At 36.0% G+C, this 23,401-nt stretch carries 37 protein-coding genes, 1 pseudogene and 1 riboswitch; of the genes and pseudogenes, 4 read left to right on the top strand and 34 right to left on the bottom strand.

What is annotated here, in order from left to right; translation table 11 throughout:
• Both BUB87_RS14200 and BUB87_RS11920 read left to right on the top strand, forming a co-directional pair.
• A pseudogene (locus tag BUB87_RS14200) lies at positions 1-178 on the top strand (IS110 family transposase); the annotation flags it as partial.
• A 207-nt stretch (positions 179-385) separates the two neighbouring features.
• Positions 386-943, top strand: coding sequence for a Uma2 family endonuclease (locus BUB87_RS11920; protein WP_073345771.1), 558 nt, complete (start codon positions 386-388; stop codon positions 941-943).
• Between the two features lie 236 nt (positions 944-1,179).
• Here BUB87_RS11920 and BUB87_RS11915 read toward each other — a convergent pair whose 3' ends face one another.
• The 34 genes from BUB87_RS11915 to BUB87_RS11750 form a co-directional block, all read right to left on the bottom strand.
• Positions 1,180-1,614, bottom strand: a complete 435-nt coding sequence (locus tag BUB87_RS11915) for a DUF134 domain-containing protein (protein ID WP_073345768.1) — start codon at positions 1,612-1,614, stop codon at positions 1,180-1,182.
• Positions 1,599-2,084 (bottom strand): Fur family transcriptional regulator, encoded by a 486-nt coding sequence (locus tag BUB87_RS11910; RefSeq protein ID WP_073345766.1) that lies wholly within the window; start codon positions 2,082-2,084, stop codon positions 1,599-1,601. The genes BUB87_RS11915 and BUB87_RS11910 overlap by 16 nt, the downstream gene beginning before the upstream one ends.
• An 18-nt stretch (positions 2,085-2,102) precedes the next feature.
• A complete protein-coding gene (locus BUB87_RS11905) occupies positions 2,103-2,459 on the bottom strand; it encodes a NifB/NifX family molybdenum-iron cluster-binding protein (protein WP_073345763.1) in 357 nt (118 codons plus the stop codon).
• A 20-nt stretch (positions 2,460-2,479) separates the two neighbouring features.
• The gene (locus BUB87_RS11900) at positions 2,480-3,340 is read right to left on the bottom strand and encodes an ATP-binding protein (RefSeq protein WP_073345760.1); all 861 of its coding nucleotides are present in this window, start codon (positions 3,338-3,340) and stop codon (positions 2,480-2,482) included.
• Positions 3,331-4,161 carry a nucleotide-binding protein gene (locus tag BUB87_RS11895; protein ID WP_073345758.1) on the bottom strand — a complete coding sequence of 277 codons (831 nt, stop codon included), beginning with the start codon at positions 4,159-4,161 and terminating at the stop codon, positions 3,331-3,333. The genes BUB87_RS11900 and BUB87_RS11895 overlap by 10 nt, the downstream gene beginning before the upstream one ends.
• 1 nt (position 4,162) lies before the next feature.
• Complete coding sequence (locus BUB87_RS11890; protein WP_073345755.1) at positions 4,163-4,558, bottom strand: NifB/NifX family molybdenum-iron cluster-binding protein; 396 nt, start codon at positions 4,556-4,558, stop codon at positions 4,163-4,165.
• A 22-nt stretch (positions 4,559-4,580) separates the two neighbouring features.
• Positions 4,581-5,414, bottom strand: coding sequence for an Mrp/NBP35 family ATP-binding protein (locus tag BUB87_RS11885; RefSeq protein ID WP_038291212.1), 834 nt, complete (start codon positions 5,412-5,414; stop codon positions 4,581-4,583).
• A 207-nt stretch (positions 5,415-5,621) separates the two neighbouring features.
• Positions 5,622-6,089: a DUF2703 domain-containing protein gene (locus tag BUB87_RS11880; RefSeq protein ID WP_200792830.1), complete on the bottom strand. Its 468-nt coding sequence runs from the start codon at positions 6,087-6,089 to the stop codon at positions 5,622-5,624.
• A 173-nt stretch (positions 6,090-6,262) separates the two neighbouring features.
• Positions 6,263-6,805 (bottom strand): RNA polymerase sigma factor SigZ, encoded by a 543-nt coding sequence (gene sigZ / locus BUB87_RS11875; protein WP_268761648.1) that lies wholly within the window; start codon positions 6,803-6,805, stop codon positions 6,263-6,265.
• A gap of 38 nt (positions 6,806-6,843) precedes the next feature.
• The gene (locus tag BUB87_RS11870) at positions 6,844-8,004 is read right to left on the bottom strand and encodes an MFS transporter (protein WP_073345748.1); all 1,161 of its coding nucleotides are present in this window, start codon (positions 8,002-8,004) and stop codon (positions 6,844-6,846) included.
• Positions 8,005-8,093: 89 nt separating this feature from the next.
• Entirely contained in the window at positions 8,094-8,321 is a 228-nt protein-coding gene (locus BUB87_RS11865) for a thioredoxin family protein (RefSeq protein WP_014253547.1), read from the bottom strand.
• Between the two features lie 30 nt (positions 8,322-8,351).
• The gene (locus BUB87_RS11860) at positions 8,352-8,555 is read right to left on the bottom strand and encodes a 4Fe-4S binding protein (protein WP_069195224.1); all 204 of its coding nucleotides are present in this window, start codon (positions 8,553-8,555) and stop codon (positions 8,352-8,354) included.
• 21 nt (positions 8,556-8,576) lie between these two features.
• Positions 8,577-8,816 carry a 4Fe-4S dicluster domain-containing protein gene (locus BUB87_RS11855; protein WP_034841866.1) on the bottom strand — a complete coding sequence of 80 codons (240 nt, stop codon included), beginning with the start codon at positions 8,814-8,816 and terminating at the stop codon, positions 8,577-8,579.
• 23 nt (positions 8,817-8,839) lie between these two features.
• On the bottom strand, positions 8,840-9,370 hold the full coding sequence (locus BUB87_RS11850) for a permease (RefSeq protein ID WP_073345746.1): 531 nt from the start codon (positions 9,368-9,370) through the stop codon (positions 8,840-8,842).
• Positions 9,367-9,852 (bottom strand): permease, encoded by a 486-nt coding sequence (locus BUB87_RS11845; protein WP_073345742.1) that lies wholly within the window; start codon positions 9,850-9,852, stop codon positions 9,367-9,369. The genes BUB87_RS11850 and BUB87_RS11845 overlap by 4 nt, the downstream gene beginning before the upstream one ends.
• 77 nt (positions 9,853-9,929) lie before the next feature.
• Positions 9,930-10,946 carry a permease gene (locus BUB87_RS11840; protein WP_073345740.1) on the bottom strand — a complete coding sequence of 339 codons (1,017 nt, stop codon included), beginning with the start codon at positions 10,944-10,946 and terminating at the stop codon, positions 9,930-9,932.
• Positions 10,947-10,961: 15 nt separating this feature from the next.
• A complete protein-coding gene (locus BUB87_RS11835; protein WP_073345737.1) occupies positions 10,962-11,303 on the bottom strand; it encodes an ArsR/SmtB family transcription factor in 342 nt (113 codons plus the stop codon).
• Positions 11,304-11,529: 226 nt separating this feature from the next.
• The gene (locus BUB87_RS11830) at positions 11,530-11,931 is read right to left on the bottom strand and encodes an arsenate reductase ArsC (RefSeq protein ID WP_073345735.1); all 402 of its coding nucleotides are present in this window, start codon (positions 11,929-11,931) and stop codon (positions 11,530-11,532) included.
• A 5-nt stretch (positions 11,932-11,936) separates the two neighbouring features.
• Positions 11,937-13,013, bottom strand: coding sequence for an ACR3 family arsenite efflux transporter (arsB, locus tag BUB87_RS11825; protein ID WP_073345732.1), 1,077 nt, complete (start codon positions 13,011-13,013; stop codon positions 11,937-11,939).
• Between the two features lie 188 nt (positions 13,014-13,201).
• The gene (locus BUB87_RS11820) at positions 13,202-13,612 is read right to left on the bottom strand and encodes an ArsR/SmtB family transcription factor (RefSeq protein ID WP_073345776.1); all 411 of its coding nucleotides are present in this window, start codon (positions 13,610-13,612) and stop codon (positions 13,202-13,204) included.
• A gap of 76 nt (positions 13,613-13,688) precedes the next feature.
• Positions 13,689-14,036: a DUF190 domain-containing protein gene (locus tag BUB87_RS11815; protein ID WP_073345729.1), complete on the bottom strand. Its 348-nt coding sequence runs from the start codon at positions 14,034-14,036 to the stop codon at positions 13,689-13,691.
• 13 nt (positions 14,037-14,049) lie between these two features.
• Positions 14,050-14,424 carry a fluoride efflux transporter CrcB gene (gene crcB, locus BUB87_RS11810; RefSeq protein WP_200792829.1) on the bottom strand — a complete coding sequence of 125 codons (375 nt, stop codon included), beginning with the start codon at positions 14,422-14,424 and terminating at the stop codon, positions 14,050-14,052.
• A gap of 204 nt (positions 14,425-14,628) precedes the next feature.
• Positions 14,629-15,633: a GGGtGRT protein gene (locus tag BUB87_RS11805; RefSeq protein WP_073345723.1), complete on the bottom strand. Its 1,005-nt coding sequence runs from the start codon at positions 15,631-15,633 to the stop codon at positions 14,629-14,631.
• Positions 15,634-15,653: 20 nt separating this feature from the next.
• The gene (locus BUB87_RS11800) at positions 15,654-16,346 is read right to left on the bottom strand and encodes an iron-sulfur cluster assembly scaffold protein (protein WP_073345721.1); all 693 of its coding nucleotides are present in this window, start codon (positions 16,344-16,346) and stop codon (positions 15,654-15,656) included.
• 101 nt (positions 16,347-16,447) lie between these two features.
• Complete coding sequence (locus tag BUB87_RS11795) at positions 16,448-16,879, bottom strand: EamA family transporter (RefSeq protein ID WP_034844127.1); 432 nt, start codon at positions 16,877-16,879, stop codon at positions 16,448-16,450.
• Between the two features lie 22 nt (positions 16,880-16,901).
• Positions 16,902-17,651 (bottom strand): DUF6062 family protein, encoded by a 750-nt coding sequence (locus BUB87_RS11790; protein ID WP_073345718.1) that lies wholly within the window; start codon positions 17,649-17,651, stop codon positions 16,902-16,904.
• 124 nt (positions 17,652-17,775) lie between these two features.
• A riboswitch (Fluoride riboswitch) is annotated at positions 17,776-17,834 on the bottom strand.
• Positions 17,835-17,938: 104 nt separating this feature from the next.
• Entirely contained in the window at positions 17,939-18,664 is a 726-nt protein-coding gene (locus tag BUB87_RS11785; protein WP_073345715.1) for a sulfite exporter TauE/SafE family protein, read from the bottom strand.
• 42 nt (positions 18,665-18,706) lie between these two features.
• Positions 18,707-18,988, bottom strand: coding sequence for a YkvA family protein (locus tag BUB87_RS11780; protein ID WP_234946037.1), 282 nt, complete (start codon positions 18,986-18,988; stop codon positions 18,707-18,709).
• 165 nt (positions 18,989-19,153) lie between these two features.
• Positions 19,154-19,642 carry a Csac_0668 family 2Fe-2S cluster-binding (seleno)protein gene (locus tag BUB87_RS11775; protein ID WP_073345709.1) on the bottom strand — a complete coding sequence of 163 codons (489 nt, stop codon included), beginning with the start codon at positions 19,640-19,642 and terminating at the stop codon, positions 19,154-19,156.
• A 68-nt stretch (positions 19,643-19,710) separates the two neighbouring features.
• Entirely contained in the window at positions 19,711-20,355 is a 645-nt protein-coding gene (locus tag BUB87_RS11770; protein WP_073345706.1) for a LysE family transporter, read from the bottom strand.
• Positions 20,356-20,517: 162 nt separating this feature from the next.
• A complete protein-coding gene (locus BUB87_RS15120; protein WP_407641844.1) occupies positions 20,518-20,634 on the bottom strand; it encodes an IS1096 element passenger TnpR family protein in 117 nt (38 codons plus the stop codon).
• A gap of 239 nt (positions 20,635-20,873) precedes the next feature.
• Positions 20,874-21,593 (bottom strand): permease, encoded by a 720-nt coding sequence (locus tag BUB87_RS11760; RefSeq protein ID WP_073345704.1) that lies wholly within the window; start codon positions 21,591-21,593, stop codon positions 20,874-20,876.
• Position 21,594: 1 nt separating this feature from the next.
• On the bottom strand, positions 21,595-22,077 hold the full coding sequence (locus tag BUB87_RS11755) for a permease (RefSeq protein WP_073345701.1): 483 nt from the start codon (positions 22,075-22,077) through the stop codon (positions 21,595-21,597).
• Positions 22,078-22,083: 6 nt separating this feature from the next.
• Positions 22,084-22,413 carry a cupin domain-containing protein gene (locus BUB87_RS11750; protein ID WP_073345699.1) on the bottom strand — a complete coding sequence of 110 codons (330 nt, stop codon included), beginning with the start codon at positions 22,411-22,413 and terminating at the stop codon, positions 22,084-22,086.
• A 95-nt stretch (positions 22,414-22,508) separates the two neighbouring features.
• Between BUB87_RS11750 and BUB87_RS11745 the strand changes: the two genes are divergently transcribed.
• A complete protein-coding gene (locus BUB87_RS11745) occupies positions 22,509-23,135 on the top strand; it encodes a Crp/Fnr family transcriptional regulator (protein ID WP_073345696.1) in 627 nt (208 codons plus the stop codon).
• 63 nt (positions 23,136-23,198) lie between these two features.
• A partial coding sequence (locus tag BUB87_RS11740; protein ID WP_073345773.1) for a transposase occupies positions 23,199-23,401 on the top strand: 203 nt, incomplete at its 3' end.

The following is a 23,401-nucleotide window of genomic DNA, read 5'->3' as shown; positions in this document are numbered from 1 at the left end:
AGCCAATTGCGTAAGGATACACGCAAAAGAGTATGCTGATTTTTACTGCAAGAAGTACAATGAGGTTACCAAACACCAGCATAAGAGAGCCCTCGTCTTAACGGCACGTAAGCTTGTAAGACTGGTCTTTGCCTTGCTGAGCAAAGGCCAAATCTACCAACCGGGAGGTAATGGATAGATTTAGTAAATACATTTAACTGAATATCAGCTAAGTTTCCTTCCATTATTATCCAATATATGGTGGGTTTATTAAGTGTTGCCTTTTTTAGAGTTTTTGAGGCCTTTATTTTTCAAGGTTCCAAAAAATACTACTTGACATTACACCGCTTGTCTTGTATCATCTCTATAGAATATCGTAAAATATTTTTGGAAAGGAAGTGAAGACGTGACTCCTAAAACGGAAATAGTAAGCCTTGAAGAGTTTTTAGAAATGGATAAAGGGGAAAATAGGCTTGAATACTTTAATGGCGAAGTTATCCATCTACCATCACCATCAGTAGAACATCAACGGGTTTTGTTAAACATTGCAGCAGAATTCAGGAATTATTTTAGAAGTAAATCTTGTGAAGCATTTATCTCCCCTTTAGATTTATGGCTAATAGACGAAGAAAAATCTGTAAATGTTAAAGTTCAGCCTGACTTGATGGTAATCTGTGATAAGGCAGGATTAAGGGACAACTCATATTATGGCGTACCTGCTTTAATTATTGAAATAATTTCCCCATCAAATGAAAGTCATGACAGAGTGAAGAAATACATTACTTATATGGAATTTGGCGTAAAGGAATACTGGATTGTTAACCCGAAACTTAATACTATTGAAGTATATGTTTGGGAAGAAGACGAATACAAACAAAACGGCGTTTATAAAGGCAGTGACAGTACAGTATCTCAAAGTTTTAATGGACTTGAGATTCGCTTGGAAGATATTTTTCCTGAATGATAAGATTAAATTCATAATTAAAAAAGGTTCATCAACGAATTTTGTGAAATGTACTTATGAGGCAAGTCAAGTAAAATTTTAAATGTAATTTTTGCCAGGATGATTTACTGTATGCCTTGAATTTGGTCATATGTAAGGATTTTGATATTCCCTTGGAACCTTAAAAAATACAGTTCCTATGATATTTGTATATCACAAGAACCGTTTCTCTGATATCTCCAATATTAAAATTTAATCTATTTCCCGCACCATCTATGGCAGAATCTGTTCTTTTTTTCACAAATTACTTCACTTGAACCACAGTAAGGACAAGTATGCTTATCATGTGCATAATTCAAATCATAAACCTTACCACAATTTAAGCACTTAAACTGGCATAAACCTGAAGTATAATTCCCTCCGCTTATGTGTATGGCACTGCCTTGAGTTAGTGCTATCGCTACCTTCTTTCTTGCACTGTCTATGATGTTTTGGAAAGTCTGCCTTGAAACCTGCATTCTCTCAGCACATTCTTCTTGACTTAGCCCTTCAATATCTTTTAGCCTCATGGCTTCAAGTTCTTCTACCTTGAGAACAATTTCTTCTACCTCGCACTTTCTTTTGCCTAATGGTATGAAATAAGTATTCTCGGGAAAGAATTCTACTCTTCTGCATTTTATCGGTCTTGGCATTTATTTACCTCCCTGCATCTTTTACATAGTCCAATGAACATTATATTAGCATCGTAAATTTTCAAATCATTTATATCTTCTATGGTCTTATTTAACTTTAAATATTCTAAAGCGATTTCCTTTTCATCAATGTCTATTATATCATTACATTTAACACACTGGAAATGAATATGCAGGGGCTTTTTGCTGTAGATTTTCAGTTCATAATAACTTACTCCATCCACAGCAATTTCTTTTACTATGCCTATACTGCTAAATATCTTTACATTCCTATATACTGTGGCAAGACCAATGTTGTTTTCTTTCAACCTTTGATATATCTCTTCCATACTCAAATGCCTGTCAGCAAGAAAAAACTGTTCCAGTATCAATTTTCTTTGCTTCGTAAATTTAAATCCGTTTTTCTCTATCAACTTTCTAATAAGAGAGAACTTATCCTTTGTCAGAGTATTATTCTTTACCCCCTCCATAAGGATAACCCCTACCCGTTATTCATGGCAGCGGCCTTCATGCTGATGTTCCCTGCATATGCTTCCTGTAGATTTCAACTCTCCATTTAAATACCGCTGAATAACATCATCACTATACCCTTCTGCCCCTACTATTACATCTATATTGTTTTGGGCAAACAACTGCTGGGCTGTTTCTCCCATACCCCCCGCAATTACAACATTTACGCCTAATCCCTTTAGAAAATCAGGCAAAAATCCTGGCCTATGCCCCGGATTTTGTATAAAACCCTTCTTTAGCACCTTGTTTTCATCAACCTCATACACTGTAAATCCTTCACAGTGTCCAAAGTGTCCGCTAACATATTTCCCTTCACTTGCAATTGCTATTTTCATTAACAAACGCCTCCTTAAAATTATTGATTTAAACAATTTATATGCTTACAGATGTTATCCCACATCTGTCTTATGGCCTGATTTGCCTTACTGCCCTCATAATAAACAATAGGTTTTAGTTCGTTAATTGATTTCATAACCGTGTCATCATAAGGTATTTTCCCTATTAAATAAACATCATTCTCTCTGCAAAAACCTTCAATTTCCTCTGCCACTTTCTCATTGATATCATACTTATTGATACAGACGAGAGTAAGGACCCCAAAATGCCTGCATAACTCCATTACCCTCACAAAGTCCTCCAGACCCGACTGGGTAGGCTCTGTAACAATCAATACCGCATCACTTCCCGTAATTGAAGATATTACAGGGCAACCTATTCCTGGAGAACCATCTATAATTATAAGGGTATTCTCATCCGAAAACTTTCTGGCATTACTGCGAAGTTGGGTTATAAGTTTTCCCGAACCTTCACTCCCCACCTCCATCTGTGCCCTTGAAATAATCCCTTTATTAGTTTGCGTGATATAAACATCAGCGGTTTTTTCTTCTTTTAAACCAATGGCTTTTTGAGGGCAAACCAGCGTGCAGACACCACAGCCTTCACATTTAAAGGGATTCACTATACCGTCTTTGATTGCGTCAAACTGGCATACCTTTTCACATTCCTTGCAGTCCGTACAAAACTTTTTATCGATAACTGCTTTCTTTTCTCCATAAAAGTATTCCTTTTTCACATCTCTTCCGTCGTAAAAAAGATACAGATTGGGCGCATCCACATCGCAGTCTGTTTTTACTGCGTCTTTTGCAAGTTCAGATAGGGCTAAGGCTATTGTAGTTTTACCCGTGCCGCCTTTCCCACTTATCACTGTCAGTTCCAAGGGAACACCTCCCTCAATCTCTTTGCAATCTCTTTAAATATTTCTTTATACTCAGGCAGTTTCACAATCATTTTTCCTGAAGAATAAACCTCTGCTGCTTCTCTTCGGTAAGGTATAATTCCTAATATGTTTATATTTTCTCCTTCACAGTATTTCTGAATCCTGTCATCCTCGGCATTATATTTATTGATAATAACGCCAAAGGGAAGGTTGAAATTCCTTACCAGTTGTACTGCCATCTTTAAATCATGAAGTCCAAAGGAAGAAGGTTCTGTTACTAATATTGCACCATCTGCATATTGAAGCGAATTCACTACATTGCAGGATGTCCCAGGGGCACAATCAATAAGGTTTGCTCCTGCAGGAAGGTTTTTCAGTAACTTTTTAATAACTGGTACTGCCATAGGCTCTCCTACATTTAAAATTCCTCTTCTACAAATTAAATTGCCATATCGTCCTTCTTCTATTATTCCTATTTCCCTTTTTTCAAAGGTTAAAGCACCCTGTTTACACACTATCCCGCAGGCATGACAGCCATGACAGAGTTTTTCAAAGAGCATGATATCTTTCTTTGTCCTTACCAAGGCATGAAACTGGCATACTTTTGCACAGTCTCCGCATAAGGTACATCTGCTGCTGTCAACAACTGGATAATCCACCTTAACTTCTTCTCTTTTTATTTGAGAGGGATTTAAGAATATGAATCCATTAGGCTCTTCCACATCGCAGTCGATATAATTGGCACCTATAATGGTAGAAAGATTGGTGGATACGGTGGTTTTCCCCGTACCTCCCTTTCCGCTTAATATGGCTATGTTCAACCTACTTTCCCCCTCTGAATCTCATGCCTGCTCCCATGTCCATCCCTGAATGGGCAGGACCTGCCTGGGTTAACTCTTCTAATTTTCCTTCTTTGAACAGTTGTACAGCCGTTTCAACCTTAATGCTTCCACATCGGTAGACTTTAATATCCGAATTTTTAAACAGGTTAAAGGCATTGGGTCCCATATTTCCAGTGATAACTACATCCACATCTTCATCAATGATTTGCTGGGCTGCTGCAATTCCTGCCCCACCTCCTGACATTTGGCCCCTATTCTCAACTGTCTTTACCAGTCCTCCTTCAGTATCATAGACTACAAAGTAATTACATCTTCCGAATCTCACATCCAGCATGCTGTTTAAATCCTTGCCCATCGAAGAAACTGCTATCTTCATGAAATACCCTCCAATTATCTTTTTATTTGTTTTCATTGACTGAAAGCATTATCCTTTCGACAATAATGCTTACTGTTTCATCCAATGATGCATTTTGTATTGTTTTATCTTTCTCGGAAAGATTGGCTATATCACTACACATAGGCAATTCCCCAAGAAGTTTTAAGTCTAATTTGCTTAAAAACTCTTCTGTGTTTTCACTATCAAATACTCTGATTTCTTTGTTGCAATCAGGGCATATAATATAACTCATGTTCTCAACTACACCGATTACCCTTATACCCATTTTTCTAACCATATTCACTGCTTTTGCGACTATCATGGATACTAAATCCTGAGGTACTGATACCATCACTATCCCATTAATGGGAATAGACTGCATCACCGTTAGCGCAACATCCCCTGTCCCTGGAGGCATATCAATAACCAGATAGTCAAGGTCACCCCAGAAGACATCAGTCCAAAATTGCTTTACAGTCCCTGCAATTAAAGGCCCCCGCCATATAACAGGCTGCTCCTCATCTTCCATCAGTAAATTCAGCGACATTACCTTTATTCCATTTTCATTTGTCACCGGTAAAATTCCCAGTTCATTTGACCGGACTTTCTTGTCTTTTACTTTAAGAAGCCTTGGGATACTCGGTCCTGTTATATCCGCATCCAGGACACCTACTTTATAACCTTTTTTATTTAATTCTTCTGCAATAAGAGCAGATACCGTTGATTTGCCAACACCTCCCTTCCCACTCATAACGCCGATTATTTTGTTTACAAAGTTATAAGGATTGTTTTCTATCATGCATCCCTCTTTTGTTTTGCAGTCCTCTTTTGTAGGACAATTTTCACAGTTAGACATTCAGACGCCTCCTTTTGTAATTGGCAATTGCCAATTACATTATACATCCATATTATGTTATTGTCAAATGCCATTTATTCATGAATTTTATAGGATAAAGAAAAATAGAAAACCTTACAGCAAATGAGGTATATATCCGCATTTACTGTAAGGTTTATAAACAAATTGCTTTACCTTATATATATTCCTAAATTACATTTTAAATATTCATACATCTTTTTGACCCATAGAGTCAAAAAATCTCTTGAGATTTTCAGGAATCTCATATTCCTGTTCTTTACTTTGTTTACCATTCCCTGACAATTCGTTGTTACTGTATATTTCTCTAAGTATTGCATCAATTATCATTGCTTTTGGAGGAATATTGTATTCTTTACCTTTATACACCCATACACGGCAGTCTACGTCACCCCCGCATAAATCACCACACGATTCACAAAGAGATTCTTTTATTTCCAGTTGTATATCCTTTCCATTAATACGGATAGTAGGTGAACTCTCAAACCGGTACTGTATGGCCTTTTCCTTACTATCAATATGAATTTTATTTACAACAACTTCGGCGCCTGTTAATTCAAGCACTTTAGCAACATCCGCAATTGCTTCTTCAAGACTGTCCTCCGTACCCTGGCATCTCGTACATATGCTTAAATCCAAATACATAAAATCAATCACAATTTTCCTCTTTTCAGTACTATGAATTTCATCTTCACACCCGCAAATTGTACTACAGCAGGTGTTATTCCTTTGAGTTTCACAACATCCCATAATAAAACCTCCATCATAAAATTTAACTTCACTTTTATAGACGGAGGTTTTTTGAAAAGGACGCAAAATACATATATGTTTCAGCAATATTTACAACTATTTTCTTTATGCTGGTATTCAACAATATTTCCATACACATCGAATTGAAACTTACAGCACTCAAAAAACTTCTCTTTTAACAGATTTCTCCCACGCTGAACTCTCGATTTAGCCCCTGATATTGACATACCGAGTTTTTGAGCCAGTTCTTTTTGTGTCAAACCGCCTAATTCTGTTAGCATGATAGCCTGCTTATATTTATCTGGAAGGCTGTCAATCATATTTTTCAGGCATAAAACCAATCCATTTATTATTTCTTCTTCATCATTATCGGTTTTTATCTCATCAGGCAAATCCGAAAATTCAGCAGTATCTCTTTTTTTTCTGTAATAATCGACAATCAAATTTCTTGTTATTCGGTACACCCACGCATATATTCTGTCATTATCCTTTACCTGGTTTATATTAGAATATATTTTTAAAAATACATCCTGAAGGATATCTTCCGCATCTTGCTCATTTGCCACCTTTTTGCGGATAAAGGTTTTCAGGCTGGAACTTAACTCTTTCCATAAAGCATTAATATCATCCTTAATGGTTCATACCCCCTTTAAGACGCGGTTTAAGGTCGATGCACTTTCAGTACGACTTTCGCTGCGATAAAAGCAACTACAAACATCACTGCTCCTGCAACAGCAAATATCTGACCAATACCAAAAACATTTAATATCTGGCCATTAATCAATGTTCCAACTCCCCCTCCTACAAACATGTTAAAGGATGCAAGGGACATGGCTGTTCCACGAAGTTTCGGCATGACCTCTTGAGCCGTTGTTACTAATGTGGACTGCAGAGATACAAATGCCAATCCGAAACCAAACAATCCAACACCGATAAGGATAGGGTTACTCATATATGCAATAAGGAATAATGAGGCACTTCCAAAAAGTCCTGCAAGAAGTAAAAAACGGTTCTTAAACTTTGCTCTAAGCAGCGGAGCCTTTCGTCCTCCAATAACCGTTGCTACACCGAATAATGTTAATATTAATCCAACAGACAGTACAGTATATCCTGTCCGGGTTTCAACCAGTTTCCCTGAATAAGTGAAACTTCCAAATACACTAAAGCCGACAAGGAAAATGGTAGCAACTACTTTTACCAGGTTTCCATTGGTTAAAGCCGTCTTATATACTTTTGTAAAATTTAGAGCATCAATAACACTTGGACTGTTTGGTAGTACCCTCAACATAACAAGTGCTATTATCAGTTCTCCTAACCCATATACAAAGTATACCATTCTCCATGAGCCAAAGTACGCCAGAATTCCCCCTATGGCAGTTGCCGATGCTCCACCCAAAAACATCATTCCCATAACTTTGCCGATGGCTTTTTGCCTGTTTTCATGCTCAAAACTCTCACCAACCAACGCCATCGTTACTGGAAAGATACCTGCACCAAATGCACCATTCATAGCACGAAGCACAATCAGGGAAGGTAAGTTGAATGCAAAGGCTCCTAACATACTAAAGATTGCAGTTCCAAATGCTGCAACATTAATTATTCTGGTCTTACCATATCTATCCCCCAATGGACCAAAAATGATTGTAAATAATCCAAAAGCAAGCATATATGCAGTAACAGATAAAGCCGCACTCCCTATATCAATTTTTAAATCTTTTGCAATATTAATTAAAAGCGGCGCAACGGCATAGTTGTCACCATTGGCTAAAAACGCCATTAGGCTTAACACCATGACCATCATGTTCCTTTTGTTTGTACTCATGCTATTCTTCCTCCACTATATATTTGAATATTTATATAATACGATATTGCCTTATTAATACAGTGACCGTTTCGGGCACTGTATCTGATTTACAAATATTTTTTTATATCTTCTACTGACGGAACCCTCCCCATCACTTTTACCTGTTCGTCCACTACAAGCGCAGGTGTTTTCATAACACCATAGGCCATAATGTCCTTGAAATCCTGCACTTTTTCAATAGTGGCTTCAATTCCCAGTTCTTTTACAGCCTCTCTGACATTAGCCTCTAATTTTTTACAATTGGCACATCCTGAACCTAAAACTTTAATTACCATAGTAAAATCCTCCTTCATCAATTGATATTTTTATTCCATTATTATTGCCATACCACAACATTCTTTAGCACAGGTTCCACATCCTGTACATTTTGCATGGTCAATTTCAATTCTGCCACCTAAAGGCTCATCATCATCCTCGACATAACTTATTGCATGATTAGGACATGCAATTATCGCTTTGCAGATATTTGCCTGTGCAGGACATTTCTCCTTTAAAATAACTGGTCTCACACCTTCCGCCTCCCCCGAAATTTAGCAACTGCAGCATCCGCAACTGCAATTCCCCTTTTCACCTGTGTCGCCAACGTACTCTATTGCACCTGAAGGACATAGGTTTTGACATCCTCTGCATCCTTCAACACAGCCTTCGGGATATACTACCACAGGCCTTTCACCTTCTTTCTTATAAACCCCGTGTGAGCACTTGTTAAAACATGCCCCGCACTCAATACAATTTTCATAGTTAATTACTGGATACCAGTTCTTTGACATTTAAACCCTCTCCTTTACAAATATCACATATTTTCAACTTTCCGATATATTTCCCTTATCTCTTCTTTTGGGATTAATTGGGACAGTATATAGGCTATAAGAATTATTCCAGGAATATCAACCACCAGTCTTGTTACAGCAAATCTAGCACCCAATGCTGATATTTCAAATAAAAACATTGGTATCTTTGTAGTGGACCATGCTCCAATGAATATCAGTATATTGCTGAATTTTGCACCTTTTTTCATAAAAACTGCCGCCACTGGGAATGCCCCATAAAGAGGGCCTGCTGCTGCAGAGCCTAAAATGATGGACAGGATTACGCCTTTTATCCCTGAACCTTCTCCCATGTATTTCACCATCGTTTCTCTCGGAACCCATACATCCAGTAATCCTAAAAGAATAAATACAGGAGGGATGACAAGAGCCATTTCCTTAAAACTATACCCTGCAACACTAATGGCTTTTAGCCCGATGCTTCTATTTATTAAAGTAATAATCCCTATAATACCTATAGTAATTAGAAAAAATTTGTATCTTTTTATAAACTTCATATACCACCCGCCACCTTCCCAATTATATATGCTACCAGGAAAGAAAATACAAAGGCTAAAACATTTCTTGCAATTGTAAGTTTTTTGCCAAAGTATTTTATCTCTACAGGAGCCGTAACAATCCCTACCATCATAAGTGTAGAAACGAAGGCTCCAATCTGCATATAACCTGCACCATTTTGAAGAAGCATGGCTGCAGTAGGGAATGCCACAAACCCTGGAATAAGGGTAACTGCTCCAACCAAGGCTGCAAGAATAACACCAAACCATCCTGATTCTGCTCCAATAACAGCAGATATAACCTGGGGGTTGAGTACGGCAAGCAGTATTCCTACCAGCATAATGACTCCAAGGAATTCTGGCAATATATTTTCAAATGACTTCCAGGCTTTCTTTAGAGCATTCTTTGTTTTGCTCTCATCTTTGAGAAAAGATATTACTAACAATATTAGCGTAACAGCATAAAGAATATAATTTCCCATGTTTAAGCACACCTTCCCCTACGTTTAAACCTCTTTTGAAACACATAGATAAACCCCTACTCTTTTATCAAACCTGCTTACACAAAAATATATGAAAAAGCATTAAATAAATATCCAATGATAATAATTCCTGCTGATACAATGGATACAAAGATTGCTAAAAGTTTAGGCTTTACTACCTTGCTCAGCATAATCATGGAAGGCAGCGACAAGGCTGTTACCGCCATCATAAATGACAATACCGTCCCCACGCCTACGCCCTTTGCAAATAACGCTTCCGCTATAGGCAGAGTGCCGAATATATCAGCATACATTGGAATGCCCACTACAGTAGCAAGCAACACTGCAAATGGATTATTGCCTCCAACCACATTTTCTATGATTGACTGGGGAATCCAGTTATGAATGGCTGCCCCTATTCCAACACCGATTAATACGTATAGCCACACTCTTTGGATAATATCCTTCACCTGTTCTTTTGAATAGGATATTCTCTCATTACGAGTCATTTCAGGCACTTCGGCATCAACATTTTCGATTTCTCTTACATATCCTTCTACGTATTTTTCAAGGCCTAACTTGTCAATCAAAGTTCCTCCGATAACCGCCAGAATCAAGCCTACAACAACATAGGCTATGGCAATTTTTGCACCGAAGAACGACATTAACAATAGCAGTGATGCCAAATCCACAAGGGGAGAGGATATCAGGAACGAAAAGGTCACCCCCAGAGGCAATCCAGCCGATGTAAAGCCAATAAAAATCGGTATGCTGGAGCAACTGCAAAAAGGAGTTATCGTTCCAAGCAATGCCCCAAGTATATTCCCTTTAATGCCTCTTATCCTTCCGAGAATCTTCTTTGTCCTTTCTGGCGGAAAGTAACTCTGGATATAGGATATAACAAATATTAGCAGGGATAATAGTATAAAAATCTTTATAGTATCATAGATAAAGAAGTGGATGCTTCCACCCAGCCTGCCATTAACGGACAAGCGGAATACCTTTTCTACAAGAAGCCTTACTAGTTCTGAAAGCCATGTCATTTTTAATAGTTGGTCATTTAACCAACCGAATACCATAGCCAATATATTCATATGAAAACCTCCTCCTTACCTTCTGCACGCTTCAAGATACTTTTCAGCATATTTACACTTTTCAATATCACTTTTCAGTTCTGGATAATCGTTGATATTATCCACTATTTTCTCCAATATCTCTTTGTACACCTGCTCATTAAGATTTAAATCATAAAAAATAAACTGTTCCTGCCTTTCATCTTTTACAAATCCCATATCCCTAAGTTTAGCAAGATGTTTTGATATTTTGGGCTGCGGCTCTCCTGTTATTCCACACATCTCACATACGCAAAGTTTTTTATGATACAGCAGAATAAGTATCCTTAAACGTGTTTCATCAGACAATACCTTGAAAAAATCAGAAAATTTATTCATAAAATCTTCCTTTCGTTAAAATTTTGGCTTTGTATCAGACATACTTTATACTTTAAACAACTGCAATTTTAAATTCATACTTATATACTCATATAAGTATATAAGTATAATACTCCTGTTTTTTATATCTGTCAATAGTCACTTCAATATTTAAAAAAAGAAAAAAGTGCATATGAAGTTTTCTCTTCACTGCACCTTTTTATTTAGATTAATTACACTCTGCTTATCAAATCTGGTTATTTTTTACCCTCTGTATCAAATCCTCTACTTTCTTTTCGATAATATCTCTTGTTTTTCTATAATCCTCTATCGGGCCACCTGACGGGTCAGCAAGCCCCCAATCTTCCCTGTGCCTGCATGGCACATAAGGGCATTCTACATTGCATCCCATCGTTATTAAGATATCTAATTCTGCTGGAATATCACTTAATAGTTTTGGATGATGGCCACTCATATCCACTCCTGCTTCTTCCATTACCTGTACTGCCAATGGTTTTACTTCAGGGTAATTTTCTGTTCCTGCGGAATATGCTTCCAATACATCACTCCCCAATTTCTTTGCCCAGCCTTCTGCCATTTGAGAGCGGCAAGAGTTGTGTACGCATACAAATGCCACTTTCTTTTTCATATGTTTTATATTCCCCTTTCATCAGTTTGTTTAAACCAGTGCCTTGTGTTGTTGGCAATCCTTACAAGTGTAAGCATTACTGGAACTTCAACCAGTACTCCCACAACTGTTGCAAGGGCGGCTCCAGAGTCCAGACCAAAGAGTGAAATAGCCACTGCAACAGCAAGTTCAAAGAAGTTGCTTGCTCCAATCATTCCTGCAGGGGCTGCTATATCATGGGGAAGTTTCCATATCTTTGCCCACCCATATGCGATGAAGAATATAAAGAACGTCTGAATAATTAATGGTACCGCAATTAATATAATATGCAGAGGATTGCTTAAAATTATTTCACCCTGGAAAGAGAAAATAATTACTAAAGTAAGAAGCAGACCTACGATAGTTACATTATCAAATTTCTTGAGAAAAACGTTCTCGAAATACTCTATACCCTTATGTTTGATGATGTTTCTTCTGGTAAGGTACCCTCCTGCCAATGGAATAACAACAAACAGAATTGTTGATAATACCAGCGTGTCATAAGGAACACTTACATTACTTACACCTAACAGGAATGCTACAATTGGTGTAAATGCAAACAATATAATCAGGTCATTAACTGCCACCTGAACTAATGTATAAGCGGGGTCGCCTTTTGTCAGATAACTCCATACGAACACCATAGCGGTACATGGTGCGGCTCCTAATAATACTGCACCTGCAAGATAGTCTGTTGCCAAATCCGAATCAATCCACCTGCTGAATACCACTTTTAGGAAAAACGCTGCTATAAGATACATTGTAAAAGGCTTGATAAGCCAGTTTGTTGTACAAGTTACTATAAGTCCCTTCGGTTTTTTTGTTGCCCTGACAATGCTTGAAAAATCAATTTTCAGCATCATTGGGTATATCATGAGCCATATAAGAATAGCAACAGGAATGGATACATTTGCATATTCAAATTTGCTCAAAGTTTCAGGGATTGCAGGAATTAACTGTCCTATTGCAACTCCTGCTATAATGCACGCTGCTACCCACAATGTTAAATATTTTTCGAAAAAACCCAATCCCTTGTTTTCCTGTATTATTTCTTTACTACTCAAGTTGTCCGCCTCCAATTTATTTAATATTAATTTGTTTTAGTTGTATGATTATATTCAATTATATTCATATAATATTCTAACAACGACATTCTGTCAATATTTTGAGAGTGACATTAAGCAAAATAATATTTTATATTCTCTAAAAAATATCCTAAAATGCGTTGAAACAAATATCTATGGAAGCCGCTTTAATTTTCATTTTTCGTCTTTTCACAATGCCCTTGAAGATACTTTAGAACCTGACTTTTATCTTCCCGCAGTTGCTCACAAGTAAAGTTACTGTTTTTATATTTTTTAAGTCTTTCTACATCTTTTAGCAATTGCGTATTTTCATCCATCTTGTCCTTAATAAATTCATACAGCAGGTTATTTTCTTCAATAAACTTGTTATCTACTCTATAATAGACCCATTGAGATTTCTTTTCACTGGTTATAACACCCGCGCTTTTTAATTTGTTTAGATGTCTTGAAGCATTGGACTGCGTCATATCCAGCAATGTTTCTATCTCGCATACACATAGTTCCTGCCTTATTAATAAATTGAGTATTCTAATTCTGTTTTCATCTCCCAATGCTTTAAATATTTCTATCAAATCCAATTTATCACCACCTATATGACTATATCCGTTTATACTCATATAATAATTCGGATTTATTATTGTGTCAATAAGTATATTATTTCGTATCCTTTGATTTTGCATATTTAATTATTTCTACATCCTGTATAACTATCATGAGCCCTTCCGTTATCATATCATCCAATACTTTAATAATAGCGTTAATTCTTTCTTCCTTATCTATTACTTCGATTACGATTGGCAAATCTTCAGATAGTCTTAAAACTCTTGTACTATGGATTCGGCTATTTGCGCCAAAGCCTTCAATTCCACGTATTATAGTAGCACCTGCAAGGCCATTTTCTTTAATCTTTTTAATGATAGCATGGTATAGAGGTTCACCATGCCATTGGTCTGACTCTCCAATAAATATTTTCAGAAGTTTTCCTTTTCCCTCAACTTTCATACCTATACCCTCCCTACATAACTTGTGCTAAAAACTTACCCAGCCATGCACAAAATAAACTTAGAAACAGGTTTAAGCCAGCATTTATACCTCCCATCAAATAACTTCCATCACTTAGCATGCTTATCGTTTCATAACTGAACGTGGAAAAAGTAGTAAGTCCTCCAAGAAGACCAGTTGTTAAAAATATTCTTATATTTGGAGAAACTGGCCATAAACTAACACTTGCTTCCATTATAAATCCTATTAAAAGTCCTCCTAAAATATTTACCAAAAGTGTCCCATACGGAAATGAATCACCAAAAACTCTAATACTCAAGCCCGAGATTATATACCTTAACGAGGCTCCTATAAAGCCTCCAACACCTACAATTAAAATGCGAAACAAAAACATTCCCCTTTCAAAAGTTATTATACTTATGATTCAAAAAAGTAAACTCCTGTCTTAATATGAATAATTAAAACAGAAGTCAGCAACATCTTTGCTGCAATTAAGGGGCAACGTATCACCCTTAAGTATTTTTGCATATTTTAAACTACTAACAATTTATATGTTTTTACGAAATTATCAATTTCTTTTTTTACGCAGCAACTATTTGTTTTTAATTGCTTCTTCAATAGCAACTGCCACTGCAACAGTGGCTCCTACCATAGGATTATTGCCCATTCCAATAAACCCCATCATTTCTACATGGGCAGGTACAGAGGAAGAGCCCGCAAATTGAGCATCCGAATGCATTCTTCCCATTGTATCCGTCATACCATATGATGCTGGCCCTGCCGCCATATTGTCCGGGTGCAGGGTTCTTCCTGTACCTCCTCCTGATGCAACCGAAAAGTATTTTTTACCTGATTCATAACATTCTTTCTTGTAAGTCCCTGCTACTGGATGCTGGAACCTCGTTGGATTTGTCGAATTTCCTGTAATCGATATATCTACACCTTCATGGTGCATAATGGCTACCCCTTCTCTTACATCATCTGCACCATAGCATTTTACTTTTGAGCGTTCACCCTTTGAGTATGGTATTTCTTTTACTACCTCAAGTTTTCCAGTATAATAATCAAAAACAGTTTGCACATATGTAAAGCCATTAATTCTTGATATAATCTGGGCTGCATCTTTACCAAGACCATTTAGTATAACCCTTAACGGCTCTTTTCTCACTTTATTTGCCGATTTTGCTATTCCAATTGCACCCTCAGCCGCTGCAAAAGATTCATGCCCTGCAAGAAAAGCAAAACATTTTGTTTCTTCTTTTAACAGCATAGCACCAAGATTGCCATGTCCTAATCCGACTTTTCTTTCATCTGCCACTGAACCAGGAATACAGAATGCCTGAAGTCCTTCCCCTATATTTTTAGCAGCATCGGATGCATTTGTACATCCTTTCGCAATGGCGATTGCTGCTCCAGTAATATATGCCCAGCAAGCATTCTCAAAGCATATGGGCTGAATCGATTTTACAATATTATAAACATCAATTCCCTTATCATCACAAATCTTTTTTGCATCTTCCAACGAGCCTATATTATATTTATTTAAAACGGAATTAACTTGTTTAATCCTTCTTTCAAAACCTTCAAATAATGCCATTTATCTCATGCCTCCTTAAATTACTCTTTCCTCGGGTCTATCACTTTCACGGCTTCATTAAACCTTCCATAAGTTCCTGTAGCCTTTTTCAATGCCTCATTGGCATCCATACCATTTTTTATCATATCCATCATTTTTCCAAGATGAACAAATTCATACCCTATTATTTCATTATTTTCGTCCAGCGCTGTCTTTGTAATATAACCTTCTGCCATCTCAAGGTATCTCGGACCTTTGCCAGCAGTGCTATACATTGTACCTACCTGGCTTCTAAGACCTTTGCCTAAATCTTCAAGTCCTGCTCCTATAGGCAACCCTCCCTCTGAAAAAGCAGTTTGGCTTCTGCCATATACAATTTGGAGAAACAACTCACGCATTGCAGTATTGATAGCATCGCATACGAGGTCTGTATTGAGTGCTTCGAGAATTGTTTTTCCTGCTAATATTTCTGCTGCCATTGCAGCGGAGTGCGTCATACCAGAGCATCCCAATGTCTCTACCAATGCTTCCTGTATAACCCCATCCTTCACATTAAGAGTAAGTTTACATGCACCTTGCTGCGGAGCACACCACCCTACCCCATGAGTTAAACCAGAAATATCCTTTATTTCTTTGGCTTTTACCCATTTCCCTTCTTGTGGTATAGGTGCTGGACCATGATTAGGGCCTTTGGCTACACAAGTCATTTTTTCAACCTCATGAGTGTAATTCATACTAATCCCTTACCTTTCTTTTAGATTTTTCTTTTATTATATTCGTAAAGAACATTATATTTAAAATTTACACTTCAATAATCCTATGTTTTAAAAACTTACTATCCTAAAGCAACTAATATAGCACCTATTGCAATAAGGCCAACACCCAGACCACTTATTATGCTTACTTTTTCTCCCAAGAATAAAATTGATAAAATAACAGCGAAAACTACGCTTAGTTTATCAATAGGGGCAACCTGTGATACTTTTCCGAAGTTTAAAGACATGAAATAGAACAACCAGGATAGAGCCCCTGCAATTCCACTCAAAACAATAAAAACAATCGTTTTCCTATTTGATATGATTGAAGGTATTTGATTTAATTTTCCTTGTATTAAAACGACAAAAACCAAAAAAGCAGCCATTATTATAGACCTTACGGCAGTTGCTGTATTTGCATCTATTCCTTTTAACCCTATCTTCCCAAATATAGAGACCAGGGCTGCGGTTATTGCCGATAATAATGCAAATATTAACCACAAATAATTCATAGCATCCTCTCCCTTCAAAGATTTATACCCTATCAGTAAAATTCCCTGTTATCTTAATAATACTTCTTGATAATGAATCTTTTGACGTTTTCCACGGCTCACTGGCAAAACGATAGTCAAACTTTTTAATAAACCATTTCAATTCTTCATTTAGCCTTCTCATATTTTCCTGCTGAATTTTAAAACTCAAATCCAAAAATTTCTCTTTTGCCAGTTTATCAACAAGTTTATTTGATAAATTAATAACACTATGAAAGTGTCTATGGCAATACCCTTTTGAACTTTCATATAAGGTTCTGAATTCTTTATTTTTCTCCCATAAATTTATTAGCGTTTCTGTATATACCGACATTGTCTCTTCAATATGTTTGCATAAATAACACTGTTTTTCTGTGCTTAAATTTCTTTCATTGCTATTTCTCTTACGGAACATTTTATCTCTGGCTTTTCTTATAATCGGAAATCTAAAGGAACAGTCAGGCTTACTTTCTCTTTTTATCTGTTCCAAATACTTCATCTCATAAGTTAGAAGTTTTTCAACAATTAAAGCCAAACCCAATTTATCTGGATATTCAAAAAGTTTCCTGAAGTGTTTTTCACAAAAAGTATAATTCTTTAATTTATTGTTAAACTCCCAGTCCATAACTGTTTCTCCGTCCAAAACACTTTCTATATATCTTTTTTCAACATCCATCTGAATTGCACATAATGGACACTCGGTATCCTTCCTGAAAGCGTCCCATAATGGGATAGCAAAAATTTCTTCCTTCATAAGACACCTCCCCAATGCATTCCTGCTATATTATTTCATGACAGGGTTAATAAATCATATAAATTATGCAAAACCTCAATTACTTTCTTTACAAAAAATAAAACCCCTACCTTGACAGTAAACTATCAAAGTAGGAGCCATTAGCATTTCGCATTTAAGGTGAGCCCCATCACCATATTTATATATGTAAAGTATATTATAGCATAGGTTACATGAAATTGATATATTATTCCATAAATTTTATTATTTGAATTTTTCAATTCCTATAAATTCTATTTGAGAATTGATTAACCCCATATCATCATTTGTAATCCAATAAGTGTTAAAAGAATACCTACAAACTTTACAAATTTTTCTTTAGGCATTTTTTCAATAACTTTTTTGCCAGCCCATGTGCCTGCAATCATAGCAATACCCATGAATAATCCAATTTCCAGCACATATAGTCCAATACCAAGATACCTCTGATAAATAACTGTCTTTGAAATGTGCATAGCAACAGCAGTTACTGCTTCACTTGCAATATACGATACAGGTGAAAGGTTCAATGAAAGGAAGAATGCTGCCCCTATCGGTCCTGCACTGCCGACAAGGCCTGAAATCAAACCTGTCACTGCCCCGCCAATGAGCATTGTTCTGTCACTGGGTTCAAATTTAAGCACTTTGAAATATTTTAATGCCACAAAAACAATAATAGCAAATCCAATTCCTCTTGTAATGATTTCTTTCGGCACTTTTACAAAAGAAAATGCTCCCAAAACACTCATTGGCACTGCACCTATTATAAACATATACACAGGTTTCCATTTAATTTGTTTAAAACCAAAGAAAACCCGTGATAAATTGCCAATTAACTGTGCAATGGTCAGTATTGGCACAGCCATTGTTGTACCAATTGTTTTGGATAATAGTGGAAGCAACAGTAACGCACCCCCAAAACCCGCTGCCCCCGATATTGCAGCAGCCAAAAAACTGCCTGCAAAAAGAACAATATATGTCCATAGAGTATCCAAATTGATTCCTTCTTTCTATTTAAATAATTTATAATATCTTATCTATATAATAATTTTAAGTATTCTATACCCGATAAATCCTAAAATTAATATCCACAGCACTACAATAATCACACCTGCTGCCTTGGCTTCCGGAATATCACTTTCCAATTTTGTCTCCGCTTCTTTCCTGCATTCTTCCATAATTTCTGCTGGAATTAACTTTAATGCAATCGCAACCCCCATAGGTATCAGTATGAAGTCATCCAAATATCCTAATACTGGAATAAAGTCGGGTATCAGGTCTATGGGACTTAGTGCATATGCGACAACTATAGCAGCCAAAACCTTTGCAATTAAAGGTGTCTCCTTCTTTTTATATGCCAGATATAAAGCAAAAACCTGTTTCTTTAACTCACTTGTTTTTTTCTTTCATTCTTTTTATCATACTCAAATCTTTCATACATTCCATTTTTTAATATCTTGTAATATATAAAAATGCAATCCCATTTATTTCATAGATAACCCTTTATCTATAGCCTCCTGAATTATCTTGTGGCAGCATTTCCCTAAGGGGTTATTCTTTATACACTGGCTGTTTTTCATAGCCCCTGTGATTTCTATAATATCCTTGACCGTTTTTGCACCATGTTTTATTACGGCATCTATTACTTGCTCCTCTGTAACTTTGCTGCAGTAGCAGGCATATTTGGGATTAGCATCTTTTTTAAACCATATAGGTACTTTCACTTGCTGCTTATAAAATTTAACACCTGATTCTGGATTATAATAAACAATGTCACATTCTTCATTCATGCATATATAATAATCTGTATCTCCGACCAATTCTGTTAATGTATTATCTACCAAATGTCTGACTGTAATATTTTTTACTTTGACTCCTGATGTTTTACACACAGTACATGTATTGTCATTTTCTATTTTATGAAACTTCTCTTTTCCACCACAGCAGCAATTATTTATTTTTTCATTTGTCATTTTTACTTTCCTCCTATATAAATTATAAAATACATCTTTTTCATTAAATCTACCCAAAAATTATATCATTACATCTGCAGCATCTTCCATCCACTGCCTATGAAATAGATTGAAAATGCTATAATAAATATACCTAATAACAAAATAATCCAGCGATACACAGTATCACTTATCAGTTTCTTGCCTCTGGAAAATGCCGTGGAAATTGCTGTATACCATACAAAGTCCGAAAAAATGTGCCCCATGAAAAAGAACAAAACACCAATTAAACCTGAAGTATACGACTGGCGTATTGATTCCATACCTGTTGACGCCCACCAGAGAATAAAATACGGATTGGTAGCACTTACAAGCGCTCCCGCTAATGCAAGATTCCTCACTCCGGCACTATTCCCTGCTCTTTGGCTCTCCAAAGAAACTGATTTATTAATACCGGACTTTATCATTCCATAGCCCATCCATGCAAGGAAAGCACCGCCAAATAGTCCGATAAATCCTGCAACTGTCGCCTTAGAAAAGAAATCTTTAAGTCCGAATATCATGATGATAATTAGTATAAGTTCCAGGATTCCATGCCCTAACACTGTTAAAGGGCCTGCTGTCCACCCTTTTTTAAGGCTGCCATCAATCGTGACTCCCAACATAGGCCCAGGCATCATTGCTCCTGAAAAGCCTATTAAAAAAGCGCTGATGAAAATTCCCCACAAAACCATGTTAATTAGCCTCTCTTAATAAAATGTAAAACCTTAATCCTTACTTTATCATCTTCAACATGTTATTGACTTCATCTATGCTACATTCTTCAGGGTCAAAAGAGCCTCCCACCCATTCAAGCATAGATTCATGCTCTGGATGCTATGGGTCCTAGATTGCTTTTAGAAAATCCTCATATCCCCACGGCCACCTATATCTTCAGGAGGACAGTTTCTTTTACCGCCGATACATACTGGATATTTAACGCCTTCTTCTAGGTCAAGCACCTTCTCAACAATAATGTCATGTCTCCTTTATTTGTTATTTATGCACTTCTATTTTATCATTTCTATGTGTTCTGTAACAGTAAAAACAATATTTTATTATCTATCCAAATACCTTACTATAAATATTACATCCATGCTCTGATGTAAACAAAAAATCATGGCTCCAATAAAGTTTCTACTCTATTTTCACCATGATTTTTAACAAGACTTTTTATTCATTACACAAGTTTTTTGGGTATACGGCAAAAATATCATCTAAAATCTATGGCCTTAACAGGACATTTATCAATTATCGCTTTCAATTCATTTATTTGTGTATCATTAAGTGTAGACTCTTTCCATTTTGCTTTCTTATCTATTACCTTAAAATGCTGAGGCATTAATTTTTCACATAGTCCACATCCAATACAATACTGCTCCTTAATATCAATACCAGTTGCTTTGCTTAAACTTTTCTCTTCTCCAATAGGAATGTCTTCCTTTTTTACAAATACAGTCATTAAATATGATATTATCAGTATGGACATTACTGTCAATATCCATCTTAGCCCCATAAAATTCGGCCCTAAGAATTTTGCTTCATTGGCAAGCATGGGTACTTTTATTACTGCCCATGCACTTAATATAATAACTACATTTGCGATGCTGGCACCTTTCTTTAAAAGCATTTTGCAGATTGGGAATGCTGCATAAATAGGTCCTGCTGAAAAACTGCCCAATAAGAATGAGAATATACTCCCCTTTATTCCTGCTTTCTCCCCAAATCCATTCATGATTACTTCTTTAGAAACCCATGCTTCAATAATTGATGTAAGTATAAAAATCACAGGCATAATTTCAAGCATTTCTATAATATAATACATGCTGTTTTTGACAGATAAATAAGCCTTATCGGGCATTGCCATAAATAGAAAAACATATACTAGAGATACTGCTGTCAGTAGTTTGTTCTTTTTAATTATTTCAATCATTTTACATAATCACTCCCATCGTAAGTGCTATTATAAGTGCAAACACAAAACTAAGAGCATTACGGATAGCAGCAAATTTCAAACCAAATTCTTGTTTTTCCAATGGAAATGTCACTACTCCAACCATTGTTAAAGTAGTTAAGAATGCAACGGCAGGGATAATGCTTGCACCTGCATCTACAAAAGAACCTACAAGAGGAAATGCTACAAAGGCTGGAATCAATGTAATACTGCCTACTAAGGCAGAAATAACTGTTGAAATAAACACATTGGATTCTCCCAAAACATTTTTTATAACTTCAGGCGGTATGAAAGTCAAAATCAATCCTATAAGAAATAATATACCTGCAATCTCTCCAATCATATTTTTCATCATACTTCTTGCCATTTTCATAGAATTAAATGTCTTTTGCTTGTTTTTAACAAGGGATGCGATAAACGCAGCCCCTGTTATTCCCCATAACGATACTGTAAAAACGTCCACCCCTCATCACTCCTTCTCTTTGTAGTTCTTAGGATTAGGCGACTTTACCACAAAGAATTCCAATACTTCTTCATCCTGATTATAAACATTCATTTTTGTTTTGTACGGTATATTAATAATATCTCCTTTAGTATAATGATGAGGTTCTTGTTCATTTAACCGCAAAGTCATTTTCCCCCGTACAATTATCATATACACGTTGGAATTGGAATAGTGTTCAGGAAGATTTGTACCTTTTATAAGAATCATATGATTCAGGTGAATATTCTCATCATCCACAATCCTTTCAATTATTTTGTCATCTGCAAGACTGTATACATATTTTTTCTCCAGCATAAAAACTCTCCTTTCATTATGTATGAATCTATATTATAATAAATCACAGCGGCATACAGTTACCACGGTAACTAATTTTAAAAAAGGTGATATTTATGAACATAAAAGACTATCTGGACATTTTAAAACTAACAGGGTTATTTGACGAATTTTCTGCTAAAGAACTGCTTAATCTTTTTAAAACGCATAATTATATTATCTCTAAATACAACAAAGGCAGCATTATCCATTTTGAAAGTGAGAAATGCAATTACTGGGATATTATTTTAAAAGGCCAGGTATTTGTTCAAAAGATTGATGAAAAGGGAAATGTGTTAACTGTTGCAGAATTTAAAATCGGAGATAACATAGGTGGCAACCTATTGTTTTCAAAGTATCCTTATTATCCCATGAGTGTGATAGCAAAATCAGATACTGAAATTTTACATATCCCTAAAGATTTTGTATTGCAACTTTGTCAGACTAGCCAGGATTTCTTAGTTAAGTTTTTAACCTGTATATCAGATAAAACTGCTATCTTAACAAGCAAAATTAAGTCAATCTCCATGAAATCTATAAGGGAGTCTATTATTGAATTCTTAAATTATGAGTATTACACTCAAAAAAGTAAAGAAATAAAACTTAATATGACAAAAAAGGAATTGGCCGAAAGGTTAGGTATTCAAAGAACTTCTCTTTCCCGTGAACTCAATAGAGACTGTAAAAAATTTTGTGTAAAATGATTAAAAACCTCTTTCTTGGTAAGAATTCAAAAATAAAACAAACCGAGAAGGAGGTTTTTAAAAATGTCAATTTTGACAAAGGAACAATTAAAAAATTTCATCAGTGAAAACAATATTCAATCTATTCCAGACCTTTATGCGTCATTAAAAAACCTTTTTAAAGATACTATCCAAGAAATGCTTGAAGCAGAGCTTTCTACAGAGCTTGGATATGAAAAGTATGAGAAGAAAGATAAAGATACTCCAAACTCAAGAAATGGATATAC

Source organism: Caldanaerobius fijiensis DSM 17918, assembly GCF_900129075.1.
In the GTDB taxonomy this organism is placed as follows: domain Bacteria; phylum Bacillota; class Thermoanaerobacteria; order Thermoanaerobacterales; family Caldanaerobiaceae; genus Caldanaerobius; species Caldanaerobius fijiensis.
This window is presented reverse-complemented; position numbering and strand designations above follow the sequence as displayed.